Here is a 13979-nt window from a genome sequence, read left to right as displayed (position 1 = left end):
GTCAGGGCCGCGCAGCCTCACATCCGGGATCTCAGCACGTCGACCTCACAGCCCGGTGCGAAGGGGTCGAAGCCGTGCTCGATCAGCCAGCGAACCGCCAGCAGGCTTCGCAACGACCACCACGCGTGGATCACGTCGAGGTCGATGTCGATGTCGGTGCCGTAGCCGGCGATGACGTCGTCGAGGTGCTCCTGGTGTCCGAGCGTGAAGGTGGCGAGGTCGTACAGGGCATCACCCTGGCCCGCCTCGGACCAGTCGATGATGCCCGTGACCTCGTCGCCGTCGACGAAGACGTGCGCGATCTGCAGGTCGCCGTGCGTGAACGCCGGAGTCCACGGCCGGAGTGCGGCCTCGGCGACCCGGCGGTTGCGGGTGACCAGGTCGGCGGGCAGGACGCCGTTCGTCACGAGCAACTCGCACTCGTCGTCGAGTTCCGCCGCCAGCGCGACGATGCTCCGGCCGGCCCGCCCCGGCCGGGACGGCAGCGGCGCGTCGTGCAGCTTCCGGATGGCGGCGCCCGCCGCGGCCCACGCCGCCGGTGACCCGGTCGACGGCCCACCGAGGCGCCCGAGCGTCGTCCCCGGAAGTGCGGCGATCGCGAGCACGGGCGGCTTGCGCCACAGGACCTCCGGGGTCGGGACCGGCGCCAGGGACATCGCCTCGACCTCGACGTCGATGCGCGCCTGATCGGCGTCCACCTTCAGGAACACGTCACCGACGCGCAGAGTCGCACGCTCGGAATGGGCGACGACGACTTGGACCTCATCCATGGGCGACCAGTATCCCGGGGGTGATCGCCGACGTCACCGGGTTTTCGCCTGCGATCACGCGGCTGACCGCGTCCCGTTACTGAAATTGAACCCGTGATGTCGGTGATGGTGTTCCTGCGGCCGTCGCCGACATCACGTGGAGGCCGTCGGGCGTCGGGGTCGGTGTCAGCGGACCGGTTCGAGACGGTCGGCGTCCGGGCGCCCGGCGCTCAGGTGGGCGGTGAGGAAGCGGGCGGCGCGGTCGAGTGCGGCGTCCGCCTCGTCGAGGCGGCCGTAGTGGTGTTGGAAGACGTGGGGGAGGCCGGGCCCGACTTCGAGCGTGACCTCGACGCCGTCGGCGCCCGCGCGGCCGGCCAGCCGGACCGCGTCGTCGAGGAGCACCTCGTTCGCCCCGACCTGCACGAGGAGTGGGGGCAGTCCGGTGAGGTCGGCGAACACCGGACTGGCCAGGGGATGCGCCCTGTCGCCTGCGCCGACGTAGAGATCGGCGTAGGCGCGCACGTCGGCCTCTGTGAAAATGGGGTCGGCGCTCTCCTTGGAACGGATGCTTCCTCCGGCGAGGGTGAGGTCGATCCAGGGGGAGAAGACGACCACGGCGGCTGGTTGCGGCAGCCCGGCCTCTCGGGCGGCGAGCAGCGTGGCGATGCTCAATCCGCCACCGGCGGAGTCACCGGCCATGACGAGGTCCCGTGGGTCGGTGCCCGACGCCAGCAGCTCGCGGTAGGCCGCGAGCCCGTCGTCGACAGCCGCGGGGAAGGGGTGCTCGGGCGCCAGCCGGTAATCCACCGATGTCGCGCGCAGCCCGGCGCGGCGGGCCAGTTCACCGACCAGCCCTACGTGGGTGTCCGGTGAGCCGATGACGTAGCCGCCGCCGTGCAGGTAGAGCAGTCGGCCGCGGCCGGAGGCTTCGGCCGGCTCCAGCTCCAGGGTCGGCCGCCCGCCCAGGACGGTCCTGCGGGTGACCACGCCCTCCGGCGCGGGGCGGGTGACAGCCGCGGCGAAACCGCTGCGCTGCTCTTCGGGGGTGGGCCGTATCTCGGTGCGAGGGGCGGAACGGAGTATGGCGTCCAGGGCGTCGCGCTGCTGTCGGGACATGCGGGGCCTCCATGGGTCGGGGTGCGAGGATGGATTCCTGGGAATCCATCTGCCTGACCCCAACCGGATTCCAAGGAAGATGATTCCTGGGAATCTACTGGAGCTAATGTGAGCCACACCACCCCGACCTTCATCGATCTGGTCCGCGTCGAGACCCGGCTCTACAACGCGGTGAGCGCCCGGTTGCGCGTCGCACAAGGGCTGAGGCTGGGACAGTTCGAGCTTCTGGAGATCATCGACCGCGTGCCGGAGTGCCGCGTGCTCGACATCGTCGGCGAGCTGGCGATCACCGTGGGGGCCGTCAGCAAGGCGGTCGACCGGCTGGTGGCCGCGGGCTGGTGCCTGCGGGTCGCGCATCCCCAGGACCGCCGCTCGTCCGTCCTCCGCCTCACACCCGCGGGTGAGAAGCAGTTGTCCGCTTCCCGCCCCATTGTCGAAAGCGAGCTCATCTCCCTGACCTCGGCGGTTCCCCCTGACGACCTGGCCCGCATCGCCTCAACCCTGGCCGCCCTGCGCGCAACCCTTGAGGCGGGCACCCACGGCCGGCCGGGATGAGGGGACATGACCCGCGAACGGAATCCGCCCGGCAGCGAACTGCGGCGCCGCCGCGGCCCTGGCGCGAGCCGTCACCGATAATCCAGTCGCCAGGACCGGCCCGGCTCGGCAGACTTCACCCAGTGGACCAGGTAACGAAGATCGCGAACCGGCTGGCCGACGTCGGCGGCGTCGTCGCGGTCTGCCTCGGTGGCAGCCGCGCGCGCGGCACACATGAGCCTGACTCTGACTTCGATCTTGGCCTCTACTACCGCCCCCCGCTGGACACCGCCGCCCTGCGCCTGCTCGCCACCGAACTGACCGGCGCCGCGGTCGAGGTGACCGAACCGGGTGGGTGGGGTCCCTGGGTCGACGGCGGTGGCTGGCTGACCGTCGAGGGAGTGCACATCGACTGGATCTACCGCGACCTGGACCGCGTGCATCGGATCTGGCAGCAGTGTCAGGCTGGGCGCTTCGAAACAGGCGCCCAGGCAGGCCACCCGCTCGGGGTCTACTCGCACGCCTACGCCGGTGAGGTGGCCCTGGGACGCGTCCTTGCCGACCCCACCGGCGAACTCGCTGCTTTGCAGGCGCAGATCCGGACCTCGTACCCGCAGCCCCTACGCGAGTCGCTGGTCGCCAACGCACGATGGGAAGTGCCGTTCACCTTGTCCATCGCCCGCAAAGGCGTGGCCCGGGGCGACGCCTTCTACATCGGTGGCTGCCTGTTCCGCGTGGTGGGACTCCTCGTGCACGCCCTGCACGCGCAGGCCGGATGCTGGGTGCTCAACGAGAAGGGAGCCGTCCAGGCGGCAGGACAGCTCCCAGCCTCTCCCGCCCACTTCTCCGCACGCGCCCACGCCCTGTTCGGCGCACTCAGCGGCACCCCGGACGAGCTCACCAAGGCGATCGACGAGGCGGACCGGCTGGCGGCCGATGTCCTGGACAACCTTTCACCCTCACCGGGGTGACGGGGCAAGCTGTCACGGACGCGACCGCAAGGGTTCTTCCTGCGCGAACACGGCGCGTTCACCCGTTTGCCCCGGATATGCCTTGACTCCGGTGCTGATCGTCGAGCCATACTCCTCAGCCGATCCGTTCGGCCAGAGCGACGATGATTCCCGAGGGGCCGCGGAGGTAGCAGAGTCGGTAGATGTTCTCGTACTGCGCCACCTCGCCGAGGAGTTCGGCGCCATGGCGGCGCAGGCGGGTGATCGTGTCGTCGATGTCGTCGACGGCGAACATGACACGGTGCAGGCCCAGAGTGTTGGGTGGCGGGTTGAGCGGTCCGGCAGTGATCGACGCGGGGGTGTGGAACGTCGTCAGCTCCAGCTTGCCGTGGCCGTCCGGGGTGCGCATCATCGCGATGGAGCTGCGGACCCCGTCGAGGCCGACAGTCTGGTCTGCCCAGATTCCCTCGATCTGCGCGTCGCCTTCCAGCTCCATGCCGAGCTCGGTGAAGAAGGCGATGGCGGCCTCCAGGTCGTCGACGACGATGCCTACGTTGTCCATCCGCTGAATCGTCACGGGGTGCTCCTTCTTCGTCGCGCAGTCCGTTCTGGCTACTGGTACCCCTGGGACGGGGCCGGTGCCGCATTCTCGACGTCCGGAAGTCTCGATGTTCTGAGTGCGCCACCTTGCCGACGACCTACGGCTCGCGATCGCCCACGAGGCCGCACTCCACCTCGCGAGCATCCTCATCTGGACCCGACGCTGACCAGAGAGCGGCCGCCCCCTCGGAGACTCCCTGATCAGACGGGAACGTGGACGGGGGCATCGCGGCCGATGCGGTCGGTCACCATCTGCCGGAAGTGCGGGCACCGAGTGAAGTCCTCGTGGTCGCAGTTGAGCGCGCACTCGATGAGTTCCAGGGACGCCTGCGCCGCCGCGATGCGGGAGCGCAGCGCCTCCGCCTCTTCGCGCAGGATGTCGCGCCGTTCCGCGGGATCGACCTCGGCTGACAGGGAGCGGATCGTGTCCAGGGAGAGTCCGGCCTCCTTGGCGCGCAGGATGACGGCGACTCGGGTGACATGGGCTGGGCCGTAGCGGCGGCGGCCGGCGGAGTCTCGTGAGGGGGTCAGGAGACCCATCGTCTCCCAGTGACGCAGGACGTGTGTGGCCAGACCGAAGCGTTCCGCCAGGGAGCCGATGCCGATCAGTTCGTCCCCGCCGCCGTCGGGTGTCCGGTTCTCGCTCGACTTCATGCCGACATTAAGTCGCAGCCTGGCACACATGACCAAGAACACGGGACGGACACTTTCGGCGACGGACGAACTCATCGCGCTGCTTGATGCGGCCGACCGGCTGCCGGGCGCAGAGGGGCTCAGGGCGCGTACTTACGGCTTGCTCGGTGCCGGGCCCGACACGGCCGTGGTGGACGTCGGCTGCGGAGCCGGTCGCGGCGTGGCAGAGCTCGCCGAGCGGGGCGTGAAGGCCGTCGGGGTGGACCCGGACGAACAGATGATCGCCGTTGCCCGCGGCCGGTGGCCCGGAGCCGACTTCCGGGTCGCCGCTGCGTATGAGTTGCCGCTGGCGGACCACTCGATGGACGGCTACCGGGCCGACAAGGTGTTTCATGAACTGGCTGAGCCGGAGCAGGCGTTGGCGGAGGCCCACCGGGTTCTCGTGCCCGGCGGCCGGGTCGTGTTGACCGGGCAGGACTGGGACACCTTCGTCATCGACTCCGGACAGCCGGCACTCACCCGATCGATCGTGCACGCCCGCACCGACCTGATCGCAGCCCCGCGCGCCGCTCGCCGATACCGCAATCTGCTGTTGGACGCAGACTTCGAGGATGTGACCCTCGACGTGCACACCGGCGTATTCACCGGGCCGACCATGCTGCCGTTGCTGGCCGGACTGGCCGAGGGCGCCTGTTCCTCGGGCGCCGTCACGCGCGAGCAGACGGACGGCTGGCTCGCCGAGCAGCGGACGCGCGCCGAGGCTGACCGGCTCTTCCTGGCCCTGCCGATGTTCGTGGCCGCGGCCACCGCACCACGCTGAGACAGCGGCAGTCTGGTCGGGCCCGTGCCGGAACTCGCCGCCTGCCTGCTCTGTCTCGGCGACAGTCACCGCAGCCGCCGGCACGCCCGGGCGGCGGGCGCCCACCAGCCCGACGCAGGCGGTTCGGGGCCTCCGGTCCGCTGAGCGGAACGAGGCACGACAGGCTTTTCCGCGCCGACTACTCTTTCGGAGAGTTACGACGCGCCGGCGCTGCTTTCGCACCTTTCGCGTGCCGGTTCCTTCGAACGGTGGAGGGGAGGGAACCTCATGGAGAAGACCGTCGTGGAGAACGACCCGCAGATCGACGATCCGGATTCGGCTCTGGTCTCAGTGGGAGTCAGCGTCAGCTTCTGACGTTTTCCCAAGGGATCCCGACCGGATTCCCTGGGTCTTGGAGACGCTTTCGGTGCGACCGGAGGCTCCGGTCGCACCGAAAGCGTTCAAGGATCACCGGCATGGCATGGTCCCCTCGCCGGGTGAGCCGAATGTCATCCCCGCCCCGTCACCTTCTGACCAGCGCGGCCTCGCTTCCAAGCCTCGCTCTGTGCCTCCCGCGCCCGGGAGACACGGGCTCACGCCGGAGGGCATATGAAGATCACACTGGTCTGCATGCCGTGGGCCACGACAGCAACTCCTTCGCTCGCACTCGGAATTCTTTCGCGAAGAATCGCGGAGACCTTCCCAGAAATCGAGACGAAGACGGTCTACGCCAACATCGATTTCGCCGACTGGATGGACCGGCAAGGCGGACTCGGCTCCCCGGAATTCAGTTTCTTCTCCCTGCACAGCTATTTCCTGGGATGCGGCGACTGGGTGTTCTCTTCCGCCCTCTACGACGACACTTCGTGGCGGGTGGACGAGTTCACCGCCGGATTGAAGGGGAAGATCACGGACAACCAGCTGGAGACATGTCTTCGGCTTCACCGGATCGTTCCAGAATTCATAGAAGCCACGGCACGGCAGATAGTCGCCGACGGTCCCGATCTCGTGGGTGCGACCTCGACGTTCCAGCAGAACGTGGCGTCACTCGCACTGCTGCGCCGGATCAAGGAGTTGGCCCCCGGCATCAGGACCGTCATGGGTGGCGCCAACTGCGACGGCCCGCAAGGGGAGGCGCTGCACCGCAATTTCGGCTTCGTCGACTACGTCGTACGCGGCGAGGCGGAGCGGGCGTTCCCCCAACTCGTCGAGGCCCTTCTCGCCGACGGCGAGCCGGACACCTCGCACATACCCGGCCTGTGCCGGCGCGACGGCGACACCAGCATGAGCAATCCGGCGACCGAGCGGCTCCTGGCGCCCTCCGAGATCCCGGCACCCGACTTCGACGCCTACTTCGAGCGTCTCAGGCGCTCCCGGGCGCAGTCCTGGTACGAGCCGGTGCTCGTGGTCGAGGGCGCGCGCGGCTGCTGGTGGGGCGAGAAGCACCACTGCACGTTCTGCGGACTCAACGGTTCGGCGATGACCTTCCGCAGCAAGAGCCCGCACACCTACCTGCAGGAGATCCTCACGCTCGCCGAGCGGCACCACGTGCTGGACTTCTACGCCGTGGACAACATCCTGGAGATGTCCTACCTCGACTCCGTCCTGGACAAGCTCGCCGATGCCCCCTTCGACCTGCGCATCCAGTACGAGGTCAAGTCGAACATGAAGCTGTCGCAGATCGCCCGGATGCGTGCGGCGGGCGTGGTCAGCGTCCAGCCAGGCATCGAGAGCCTCAGTAGCCGCGTACTGCAGATCATGGACAAAGGTGTGAGCGGCACCCACAACATCCGCTTCCTCCGGGACGCCGAGACCCACGGGCTGTCGGTGGCGTGGAACTACCTGTACGGGTTCCCGGGTGAGACCCAGGACGACTACCTGCCCCTCATCGAGCAGTTTCCGGCCCTGCACCACCTCCACCCCAGCACCGGAGCGAACAGGATTGCGCTCGAGCGGTTCAGCCCCTACTTCGACCGCCCCGAACTGGGCTTCGCCGACCGGCGCCCCAACTCGCAGTACCGGATCATCTATGACCTCCCGGAAGCCGAACTGGCCGACCTCGCCTACCTGTTCGATACCCCGGACCGGGGTATCGACCGCAAGCTCGCCGAACGGCTCGCCGAAGCCCTGCAGGAGTGGTCCGACAACTACATCCGCAGCAGCCTGTCCTACGTCGACCTCGGCGACCGTATCGCGCTCTCCAACTCCAGGCCGGGCTTCTCCTGGCGGTCCATGACCCTGGAGGACCCCGTCGAGGCCGAGCTGTTCCGCGCCTTGCACGACCCCAGGTCCGTCGATCAACTGGCGCGCCGCGCCGTCCACGGCGGTCGCGCCTGGGAGAAGACCCGCGTGGAGGTGCTGCTGGCCGACTGGCGACGACTGGGGCTGATCTTCGTCGAGGCCGACCGCGCCGTACACCTCGCCACCGAGGACGAGAACCAGTTGGTGTGCCGCATCCGGCGCGACTCGCAGAGCGGCGGACCCGAGCTGGCCCTGGAACTGGCCGAGGAGCCCACATGCGTGACGATCTCCTGACCCCGCCGACCACCGCCACGAACCGCTCGGTCGCCGGCCGTCAAGTGCACGACCTGTACGGGCGAGGCGTGCGGTACGCCGAACTCGACGAGCCCGTCTCCCTGAGCTCGCCCACACCCCGTGATCTGCACGCCCTCGACTTCGTCCGGGTCGCCACCGCGCGGGGCCTGCTGGTGCGCTGGCAGCTGCGAGCGGGCCGGCGAGCCGATCCGGCCCTGACCGCCCGCGACCTGACACACCTTCAGCCGCCGGTCTCCCTCGACGGCGCCCGGTCGGCCGAGCGCCTTTCCGAGTGGTGGAACCGGTTCTACATCGGCCGCTGCGTCTGGCGCCGAGGCCCCGGCTTCGTACAGATCCGCGACCGGCGGGAGGGAGTGCTGCAACGGTTCAACCTGCTCCAGCCCGCATACGTACAAGCAGTGGACCTGCTGGAACAACAACAGGTAAGCGGTGTCGATCCCGATGTCCTCGCGGCGCTGCGCGCCGAGCACCTTGTGCTGGACTTCGGCGGCCTCGACTGGTGGGCTCCCTGCCTCATCGACCGGTGGCCCGTCCCGTCCATGGTCCTGTGACCGGCGCCCCACCTCCCGGCCGAACCTCCCGAAGGACCGACCGAACTTCCCGAAGGAGTAGACATGGTCAATGCCGTCGCGGCCGCGGTCCTCGCCTGCGGGGCCGTGACCTGGCTGGTGTGGCGTGGGTTCTTCACCGCACCGGGGTCCTTCGGCTCCTGGGCGATGTTCTCCCACATCGGCGGCTACCGCGCCCGGCTCTACGACGTACGCGACGGGCGGCCCGTCTGCCCCTGGGAGTACGAACTGCGCCAGGACCACTTCGGCTCCCCGGACGCGCTCGCCTCACTGGTGCGCTACCTCGACGAGGAACACGGTCTGTCGGTGGTCGGGGACGGGGTGCTCCTGGTGCCTTTCGGCCACATCAGGATCGCGGTCAGAAACGGCAGGGTCGTGCGTGCGTGATCTGCTGCCGACCGCGTTCCCGGTCCACGGCACGGCGGCCGGGCCGGCACTGTGCTGCTTCCGCCTGATCCTGGCAGTCGCCCTGCTGTGGAAGATCACCGCCGACCACGTCTACGGCATGGCGCGGTTCTTCGACCTCCACCCCAAGTCACTGGTGCGCTGGCGGTACGAGCGCGACGACATGGCCGTCAAGGTGCTGCTGAGCCCGACGGCCTTCAAGGTCTTCTACGTCGTCCGGGCGGTGGCGGTGCTGTGCCTGCTGGCGGGGGTACTCACCCCGCTCGCCGCGGGAGTCGTCGCCGCATGGTGCATGTTCGAGTTCACCTTCGACCGCAAGTTCAACATCCTGTTCCTGGGCATGATGTGTGTCCCGTTCGTCTTCGCCTCCGGGACCGACGCCTATCTGAGCCTGCAGACGCTGCTGGACGCTCCGTCCCTGACCGCGTTCCTCGATCCCGCGCGGGCGGCCGGGCCGGGAGGACCCTCCTGGCCCCAGGCCGTCGCGGTCGTGCTGATGTTCCAGGTGTATTGGAGCAGCGCCTGGTTCAAGGCCGCCTCCCGCCAGTTCACCAGCGGGGACACCCTGCAGAAGATGTTCGAGCAACTGGCCTCCCTGCGCGACGAACTGCCTCCGGGGCGGCGCGAATACTATTTCCCGGACTGGTTCACACGTCGTTTCGCCACCGCCGACCCGTCGCTCGTCGCCCGCCGTTGGCTCCTGCCCTCACTGGCGACGATCGCCGTGGAGGCCGCGCTCCCGCTCCTGCTGATCTTCCCGGCCACCTGGCCGGCGGGCGCACTCCTCGGCCTGCTCACGCACGCCGCCTTCACCACGCTGCTGCCCAAACGCCTCGTGCCCTTCGGCCTCGCCTCGGTCGGCACCTATGTGCTCTTCCTGCCGCAACACGCGTTCGTGACCCTGATCGGAGGACTGCTGTGACAGACCGAGCGGGGTGGGCACCCACCAGTTTCGGCGCCCGTGCGCACGACTACGACCGGCTGCGCCCCGGCTACCCCCTCCAAGCCCTCACCGAGGCCCTCGCCGGCGGCCCACCGGGCACCGCGCTCGACATCGGATGCGGAACCGGCAAACTCGCGACCGCGCTGGCGGCGCTGGGCCACGAGGTCACCGGGGTCGAGCCGGACACGCGGATGGCGGAGGTCGCCTCGGCCAACGGGCTGGCGGTCGAGGTCGGCGCGTTCGAGACATGGGAGTCGGGCGGCAGGCGGTTCGACCTGGTGGCCTGCGGCCAGGCCTGGCACTGGCTGCGCCCCGGGGAACGGACGGAGAAGGCATTGCGCTGTCTCGGCCCGGCCGGCCGGATCCTGCTCGCCTGGAACTTCGGCGCCTACGCGCTGCGCGACGCGGCCCGCCTCAACGCCGTCTACGCCTCCGTCCTCCCGGACGGCCTGCCTGCCGGGTCGGGCGGCCGGGTCTCCCTGTCGGAGTCCGACCTCGACGGCTACGCCGAGGAACTGCGGTCCCACGGATTTCAGCACGTGACCAGGACCGCCGTGCCCTGGCAGACCCGTCTCACGTCCCGGCAGTTCTGTGAACTGCTGGCCACCGAGAGCCGTCACCTCGCCCTGCCCGAGGCGGTGCGGCGACGTCTGCTCGGTGAGGTGGCCGCCTTCCTCGACGCCGAGGCGGACGGGGGGATCGGCGTGAACTACACGTGTCTGGTCGTGGGAGCATCCGCCGCCGGATGACGTCGCCGTGCCCCGGCCGGCCGTATCTCACAAGACGGTCCGCTCGTCCGGATCGGTGCGGGGCTCCGACTCCCTGCTGCTCTCCGGCGGTTCCCCCAACTGGCGGACGACCGGGACGACATGGTTGGCGGCCGCCAGCAGGGCCAGGCCGACCGCGATGGCGATCAGGGGGACTTCGACTCCGAGACCGTCCGCCAGCGCGCCGCACACCACCGGGGCGAGCCAGCCGCAAGACTGCGAGGCCATGTTCGCCGACGTCATGACGCGCGCGATCATCGCGTCCGGAACCATCGCCACCATGCCGCTGGCGAACACGACGTTCAGCGGAGTCACGAAGACGATGCTCGCGCCCAGACACAGGGCCGCCAGCCATGGCCGAGACGCCAGCACCATGATCCCGCCCACGCCCGCGGCGACCATCCAGGAGACGAACAGGATGATCCGGTAGCCGGAGAGGCGTCGCACGACCCATCCGGCGGCGAGCGCTCCACCGAAGCCGCACGCCGTCGCGATCGACTCGGCCGTGCCGATCTGCGAGGGCGACGCGCCGTGACGCCGCAACGTGACGATGAACATGAAACCGATCCCGGTGAAGAACAGGTTCATCAGCGCCATCCACAGCAGCGCGTACCGCAGGAACGCGCTGCCCCGGATGAAGGCCAGCCCCGCGCCCAGGTCGCGGCGCAGCGGAGGACGTTCGGCCGGCCGGTCGGCGGCGTCGGGTCCCAGCGGGGTGCGCAGGAACAGGCAGGCGAGGGCGACGGCCCCGAAAGAGAGAGCGTCCAGGAGGAACGGTGCCCAGCGAGCCCACGAAAACAGTGCCCCGCCGATCGGCGCGCCGGCCAACTGGGCGCCGTAATCGCGTGCCTCGACCCGGGCGAAGGCGGTCCTGACCTGAGACTCGGGGACGATGCGTTTCACCAGTGGTGCCGCCGCGCCGGCGAACGCCGCCGACGCCAGGCCCTGCACCAGCGCCAGAACGGCGATCAGCGACAGCCACAGGTGCCCGGCGGCCACGATCCAGAAGACGATGCCCATGGAGGCGAGTTGGACCAGTGAGGACCCGACGAGCAGAGCACGTCTCGGATAACGATCAGCAGCCGCCCCCGCGGGCAACAGACCGGCCACCAGACCGACACTCTCGCATGTGCCGACGACCCCGGCAGCGGCGGCGGACCCGGTGGAAGCCAGCACCAGCAGCGGGAACGCCAAGGTGGAAACACTGGTGCCCAACTTCGACATGGCCACCCCGGACCACCAGATATTGTAGTCCCGGTTACGCCACAGCGGGGTGGACTCCGGCCCTTGTGGATCGGCCTTCCGTCCGTCTTCTCGGGCCATGTTTCAACGTATCGCCGCCCACCGAAGCGTGTCGACCCGTGAGCGGACGAGAACGCGCCAACTCGCCCAGGTGAAGGAGCAGTTGGCCGCGACCTCCGGCATCAGCGGTCGCAGAATGCGGCCCCCGGCGCCAGACACCCGTCGAGTAACCAGCGTCGGGCTCTCCCACTCCATTCAGTTACCGGGAGTGTGTACCTGGCGTATGACCGAACGCACGGCGGAAAACACATCGATGAAGGCGCTGGTGGACGACCACCCACACTGGTTCGCGACGTTGGTCACAGGGGTCTTTTCGGCCAACAGGACCAGTGCGTGGTGGAGTCGGAGTTGGGTGCGCCACTGAGGGAACGTCATGCCGAGGTCGTTGCTGAACAACCGGGAGAGCGTGCGGGCGCTCGCCCCGACCTCTCGCCCGAGTTGGGCGAGTGTGCGGTTGTCCGACGGGTCGGACTGCAGGAGGTCGCAGACCGTGCGCAGCAGGGGGCTGTGGGGTGTGGGCAGATGCAGGGGCTGTTGTGCCGAGATCCGCAGCTGGTCGAGGAGCACTGCACGCAAGCGCATCCGCTCCGGGCTGTCGTCGTCCTCGATGCGGGTGTAGGTGATGATCAACTCGCGCAGTAGAGGACTCACCGCGAGCACAGCAGGGGCATCCAGGCTCAGGGGGTTCTCCCACGCGGGCAGCCCCATCAGATGCAGGTCGAGATCGCCGTACGCCTGGTGGGCGTGGACGGTGCCGGCCGGGACCCAGTTGGCGCGGGTCGCCGGAGCGACCCAGGTGCTGGTGCTGGTGGTGACGGACAGGACGCCCCGGCCCGCGTACACGATCTGATGCTCGTCGTGCCGGTGAGCTTCGATCTCCGCGCGGGACGCCAGTCGCCGGGTGCGGGTGGGCGCTATGGGCTCGTGGCGGACTTCCACCATTGTCGGGCAGTTTTTCGGAAGCGCGACCTGGCGGAGAGCGCCGACGATGACGAGGTGCGAAGAAACTCCTCGGTCACACTGCTGTCCGTCGGTCATGCCTGCGTCGATGTCTACCAGGGCGCCGTGGCCTCCCTCGTGCCGTACTTCGTTGCCGAACGTGCCTATGGTTACGCCGACGTATCGGGCCTCGTGCTCGCGGCCTCCCTGCTCTCATCGGTGGTGCAACCGGTGTTCAGTGTGCTGACTGACCGCTGGGCCATGCCGTGGCTCCTGCCTATCGGCACCCTGCCGGCAGGCTTAGGGCCTGTCCGGCGGATCATGCGCTGGACCGCACTGGCCAAATTCGGTATCGGCGTATCAGCACGACCGCCTAACATCCCGGCCATGCCTAGACCCTTCGGTTTCACCTGTGACCAACGCCCTGACGGCACCGTGACAATCACCCATCAGGGCCGTTCGGCTGGCACGTTGCGTGGTGCACGTGCCGAGAAGTTCCTTGCGGAGGTCGAGTCGGGTGACGCCCAACTGGTGATGGCCCGCTGGACAGGTGCGTACAAGCACGGCAATGAGCGTATGGCACGTAATCACTCGCGCAACCGACACTAGTAGGACTCCGTTAGGTCTGTCTGCCCTGCAGTGTTCAGGGGCATGAGGACTGTATGGACGCACATGAAGTCAATCGTGTTCGGGCGACGTTGGCGTTATTCGTGGCGGACGTGTTCGCCTCGATACCGCGCAAGGACCAGCGGGCCAAGGGCGACTGCTATCTGTGGGGACTGATGATGGACGGTCGCCGAAAGTCCATCCAGGCCATGGCCTCGCGGCTGCCGGACGGCAACGAGCAGAACCTGCAGCAGTTCGTGAACCAGTCCACCTGGGATCCGGTTCCGGTGCGGCGACGTATCGCTGAGCGGCTGGTGCCGCGGATCGGCCCGGATGCCTGGGCGGTCGATGACGTGTCGTTTCCCAAGGACGGAAGAATGTCGGTCGGTGCCGCTCCCCAGTACTGCGGTGCGCTGGGCAAGCAGGCTGACTGTCAGGTCGCCGTCAGCGCGCACGCCGTCTCGGACACGGCCTCGTGCCCGCTGAACTGGCGGCTGTTCCTGCCCCGGGA

At 68.8% G+C, this 13979-nt stretch carries 15 protein-coding genes and 1 pseudogene; 10 read left to right on the top strand and 6 right to left on the bottom strand.

Going from position 1 to position 13979, the window contains the following annotated elements:
- Positions 1 to 17 precede the first annotated feature (17 nt).
- The gene (locus IE277_RS41330; protein ID WP_189958872.1) at positions 18 to 770 is read right to left on the bottom strand and encodes a phosphotransferase family protein; all 753 of its coding nucleotides are present in this window, start codon (positions 768 to 770) and stop codon (positions 18 to 20) included.
- A 165-nt stretch (positions 771 to 935) separates the two neighbouring features.
- Positions 936 to 1865: an alpha/beta hydrolase gene (locus tag IE277_RS41325; protein ID WP_189958871.1), complete on the bottom strand. Its 930-nt coding sequence runs from the start codon at positions 1863 to 1865 to the stop codon at positions 936 to 938.
- Between the two features lie 108 nt (positions 1866 to 1973).
- On the opposite strand from IE277_RS41325, the gene IE277_RS41320 reads away from it, so the two are divergent.
- Both IE277_RS41320 and IE277_RS41315 read left to right on the top strand, forming a co-directional pair.
- Positions 1974 to 2420 carry a MarR family winged helix-turn-helix transcriptional regulator gene (locus IE277_RS41320; RefSeq protein ID WP_189958870.1) on the top strand — a complete coding sequence of 149 codons (447 nt, stop codon included), beginning with the start codon at positions 1974 to 1976 and terminating at the stop codon, positions 2418 to 2420.
- Between the two features lie 122 nt (positions 2421 to 2542).
- Positions 2543 to 3370 carry a nucleotidyltransferase domain-containing protein gene (locus tag IE277_RS41315; protein WP_229882390.1) on the top strand — a complete coding sequence of 276 codons (828 nt, stop codon included), beginning with the start codon at positions 2543 to 2545 and terminating at the stop codon, positions 3368 to 3370.
- 115 nt (positions 3371 to 3485) lie between these two features.
- On the opposite strand, the gene IE277_RS41310 is transcribed toward IE277_RS41315, so the two are convergent.
- Positions 3486 to 3926, bottom strand: coding sequence for a VOC family protein (locus tag IE277_RS41310; protein WP_189958868.1), 441 nt, complete (start codon positions 3924 to 3926; stop codon positions 3486 to 3488).
- A gap of 224 nt (positions 3927 to 4150) precedes the next feature.
- On the bottom strand, positions 4151 to 4603 hold the full coding sequence (locus IE277_RS41305) for a MerR family transcriptional regulator (protein WP_189958867.1): 453 nt from the start codon (positions 4601 to 4603) through the stop codon (positions 4151 to 4153).
- Between the two features lie 28 nt (positions 4604 to 4631).
- Here IE277_RS41305 and IE277_RS41300 point away from each other — a divergent pair, with 28 nt between their 5' ends.
- The 6 genes from IE277_RS41300 (at position 4632) to IE277_RS41275 (ending at position 10603) form a co-directional block, all read left to right on the top strand.
- Positions 4632 to 5402, top strand: coding sequence for a methyltransferase domain-containing protein (locus tag IE277_RS41300; RefSeq protein ID WP_189958866.1), 771 nt, complete (start codon positions 4632 to 4634; stop codon positions 5400 to 5402).
- Positions 5403 to 5990: 588 nt separating this feature from the next.
- Entirely contained in the window at positions 5991 to 7916 is a 1926-nt protein-coding gene (locus tag IE277_RS41295) for a RiPP maturation radical SAM C-methyltransferase (RefSeq protein WP_189958865.1), read from the top strand.
- Positions 7898 to 8488, top strand: coding sequence for a DUF5825 family protein (locus IE277_RS41290; protein ID WP_189958864.1), 591 nt, complete (start codon positions 7898 to 7900; stop codon positions 8486 to 8488). The genes IE277_RS41295 and IE277_RS41290 overlap by 19 nt, the downstream gene beginning before the upstream one ends.
- Positions 8489 to 8551: 63 nt before the next feature.
- Entirely contained in the window at positions 8552 to 8893 is a 342-nt protein-coding gene (locus IE277_RS41285) for a hypothetical protein (protein WP_189958863.1), read from the top strand.
- Positions 8886 to 9833, top strand: coding sequence for an HTTM domain-containing protein (locus IE277_RS41280; protein ID WP_189958862.1), 948 nt, complete (start codon positions 8886 to 8888; stop codon positions 9831 to 9833). The genes IE277_RS41285 and IE277_RS41280 overlap by 8 nt, the downstream gene beginning before the upstream one ends.
- A complete protein-coding gene (locus tag IE277_RS41275) occupies positions 9830 to 10603 on the top strand; it encodes a class I SAM-dependent methyltransferase (protein WP_189958861.1) in 774 nt (257 codons plus the stop codon). The genes IE277_RS41280 and IE277_RS41275 overlap by 4 nt, the downstream gene beginning before the upstream one ends.
- A gap of 27 nt (positions 10604 to 10630) precedes the next feature.
- On the opposite strand, the gene IE277_RS41270 is transcribed toward IE277_RS41275, so the two are convergent.
- Together IE277_RS41270 and IE277_RS41265 are read right to left on the bottom strand one after the other, a co-directional pair.
- Positions 10631 to 11944 carry an MFS transporter gene (locus tag IE277_RS41270; RefSeq protein WP_189958860.1) on the bottom strand — a complete coding sequence of 438 codons (1314 nt, stop codon included), beginning with the start codon at positions 11942 to 11944 and terminating at the stop codon, positions 10631 to 10633.
- A 178-nt stretch (positions 11945 to 12122) separates the two neighbouring features.
- A pseudogene (locus IE277_RS41265) lies at positions 12123 to 12865 on the bottom strand (AraC family transcriptional regulator).
- Positions 12866 to 13249: 384 nt separating this feature from the next.
- Here IE277_RS41265 and IE277_RS41255 point away from each other — a divergent pair.
- Positions 13250 to 13471 carry a hypothetical protein gene (locus tag IE277_RS41255; protein ID WP_189958906.1) on the top strand — a complete coding sequence of 74 codons (222 nt, stop codon included), beginning with the start codon at positions 13250 to 13252 and terminating at the stop codon, positions 13469 to 13471.
- Between the two features lie 53 nt (positions 13472 to 13524).
- A partial coding sequence (locus IE277_RS41250) for an IS701 family transposase (RefSeq protein WP_189958859.1) occupies positions 13525 to 13979 on the top strand: 455 nt, incomplete at its 3' end.

Source organism: Streptomyces alanosinicus (genome assembly GCF_014650595.1).
In the GTDB taxonomy this organism is placed as follows: Bacteria; Actinomycetota; Actinomycetes; order Streptomycetales; family Streptomycetaceae; genus Streptomyces; species Streptomyces alanosinicus.
Note: the sequence above shows the minus strand (reverse complement) of the source record. Positions and strands in the feature narration are given on the sequence as shown.

Excerpts from the sequence above, each read along its gene's own strand:
- IE277_RS41285 (WP_189958863.1), top strand. The coding sequence starts at position 8,552 with ATGGTCAATGCCGTCGCGGCCGCGGTCCTCGCCTGCGGGGCCGTGACC.
- IE277_RS41325 (WP_189958871.1), bottom strand. The coding sequence starts at position 1,865 with ATGTCCCGACAGCAGCGCGACGCCCTGGACGCCATACTCCGTTCCGCC.
- IE277_RS41300 (WP_189958866.1), top strand. The coding sequence starts at position 4,632 with ATGACCAAGAACACGGGACGGACACTTTCGGCGACGGACGAACTCATC.
- IE277_RS41295 (WP_189958865.1), top strand. The coding sequence starts at position 5,991 with ATGAAGATCACACTGGTCTGCATGCCGTGGGCCACGACAGCAACTCCT.
- IE277_RS41255 (WP_189958906.1), top strand. The coding sequence starts at position 13,250 with ATGCCTAGACCCTTCGGTTTCACCTGTGACCAACGCCCTGACGGCACC.
- IE277_RS41270 (WP_189958860.1), bottom strand. The coding sequence starts at position 11,944 with ATGGCCCGAGAAGACGGACGGAAGGCCGATCCACAAGGGCCGGAGTCC.
- IE277_RS41305 (WP_189958867.1), bottom strand. The coding sequence starts at position 4,603 with ATGAAGTCGAGCGAGAACCGGACACCCGACGGCGGCGGGGACGAACTG.
- IE277_RS41330 (WP_189958872.1), bottom strand. The coding sequence starts at position 770 with ATGGATGAGGTCCAAGTCGTCGTCGCCCATTCCGAGCGTGCGACTCTG.
- IE277_RS41290 (WP_189958864.1), top strand. The coding sequence starts at position 7,898 with ATGCGTGACGATCTCCTGACCCCGCCGACCACCGCCACGAACCGCTCG.